A 640-nucleotide genomic window follows, 5' to 3' on the forward strand; every position below is an offset into this window, starting at 1 on the left:
CCGCCACGCCCCGGAGGGCCGCCTCGGCGTCCTGCGCGAGCTCGCGCGCGAGCTGCTGCTCGGTGACCTCCTCCAGGTGCCGCTGCGCGCTGCCGGAGATGCCCTCCATCAGGGCGGCGCGGTCGTAGGAGAAGCGCGTCCGGGCGAGCTCGCGGTCGGGCTGACGGCGCACGAGGAAGTTCTGCACGTCCTCCCAGAAGTGCAGGTTCGCCTCCACGAAACGGTCGATCATCGTGCCGAACTGCCGCTCGATCGCGTCGGGCAGGTCGCGGACGGCGTCCTCCCGGAACTTCTTCTCCAGCTCACGGGAGTTCATCAGCTCGCGGATGCGGCCCAGCCGCAGCTTCTCGTCGATGAAGGCGTCGGCGCGCGTCTCGAACTCCGCGAGGAGGCGGGTGACGCGGTTGAGCTGACCGTCGAGCTCGCCGAGCATCGTCTCGCGGTGACGTTCGCGCTGCCGCTCCAGGTCGCGCAGCACCTCCTGGTCCTGCTTCAGGGTCGCGCGGGCGGCGTCGGCGCGGCGGTCCTCGCCGGAGAGGAGCTCGCGGGCCGTCCCGAGGGGACTCTCGAGTTTCAGGCGGGTGCGCTCGCGCTCCCCGAGCCGCGTCGCCAGGGCTTCCCGCAGGGCGCCGAAGCCCGC

The 640-nt window shown here is 72.5% G+C and carries 1 pseudogene; it reads right to left on the reverse strand.

The annotated features are described in order from the left end of the window. Nucleotides 1-640: pseudogene (locus DEIPI_RS31370) on the reverse strand (dynamin family protein); the annotation flags it as partial.

The sequence above is a fragment of the Deinococcus pimensis DSM 21231 genome (assembly GCF_000519345.1).
Classification (GTDB): Bacteria; Deinococcota; Deinococci; order Deinococcales; family Deinococcaceae; genus Deinococcus_A; species Deinococcus_A pimensis.